This window comes from Vibrio sp. Vb1554 (genome assembly GCF_033344235.1).
In genome coordinates this window covers 1-1021 of sequence record NZ_JAWPOJ010000484.1, presented here as the reverse complement: position 1 = coordinate 1021, position 1021 = coordinate 1, and the positions used below count along the sequence as shown (strand labels likewise).

The window sequence follows — 1021 nt, the reverse complement described above, 5'->3', positions numbered from 1 at the left end:
TTACAGGCACAAGTGGTGGTTTTTTCTTTCGCCCTGAAACCGGGTTTGCTCTGCTAGGAAAGGGAAAAAGTCAGCGTTATAAAAATGACCTTGTCTTAGCTTTTAGAGGTACAGCAGGATTAGCTGATGGGATTACCGACTTAACGTGTAGCGGGAAAGGAACAGATACCGGAGAGACCGTCCATTCGGGATTCCAAACTACGTTCTATTCTATGAGAAAAGGTCTAACTCGTTTTCTTCGTGATAATCCGGTAACCGCTAACGGTACTATACATTGTGTTGGACACAGTTTAGGTGGTGCATTAGCGACTCTGGTTGCGAATTGGATTTCTGCTTCTCCAGAGTTTAAAGGCAGAGTTAACTTATATACTTTTGGCTCACCAAGAGTCGGAATGAAATCTTTTTCGATCAACTCATCATCTCGAATATCGACGCACTTCCGTTGTGTCAATGGTGCGGACCCCGTAACAAAAGCGCCAGTATGGCCTTTTTATCATGTGCCTTATGATGGTTCGGAGTACATATTGAATCGTGCTCAAGGTCTTTTTCCTAGCGCACATTTTATGGCGGAGTACAGTTCTTATACACAGACTGCAACCTGGGATAGCCTTGGCTTTCAAAAGGCAAGCTCCACTTTTAAACGCGTAGTTTTAAACTATGAGAATCGACTTCAAGCCACACCTTCTGCTGATTGGGCAGATAAGATCTCGGCAGCGCTCCTTACGTTGTTAGTTGATGGTGGGGCTGCGGCGTCAGTCTTTGCCCTGCAAAATGTAAGCTCTGCGATTGCTACCATTTATGATGCCATTGCTCGATCAATGGTTAAGATTTCAGAACTCTCTAGCGAATTTTCTGAACGCGTAAAAGGTTTACTTGGCCACATGTTGGTATTTGCGGGGAAAGGTGCAAATATCGCGATCAAATTTACTTATTCCTTTATTCGTTGGGTGTTTGAATTGGTGCTAAGTAAGTTGAATCAGGCTGTTAAAGCCGCCCTCAAAACGACCTTCTGATTTTGATT

1 protein-coding gene is annotated in these 1021 nt (G+C 43.8%); it reads left to right on the top strand.

The genetic code is table 11. The features are described 5' to 3' along the window. Nucleotides 1-1013, top strand: a 1013-nt coding sequence (locus tag R8N28_RS27245; protein WP_318183921.1) for a lipase family protein, incomplete at its 5' end; no start/stop codon positions are given. Nucleotides 1014-1021: the final 8 nt, after the last annotated feature.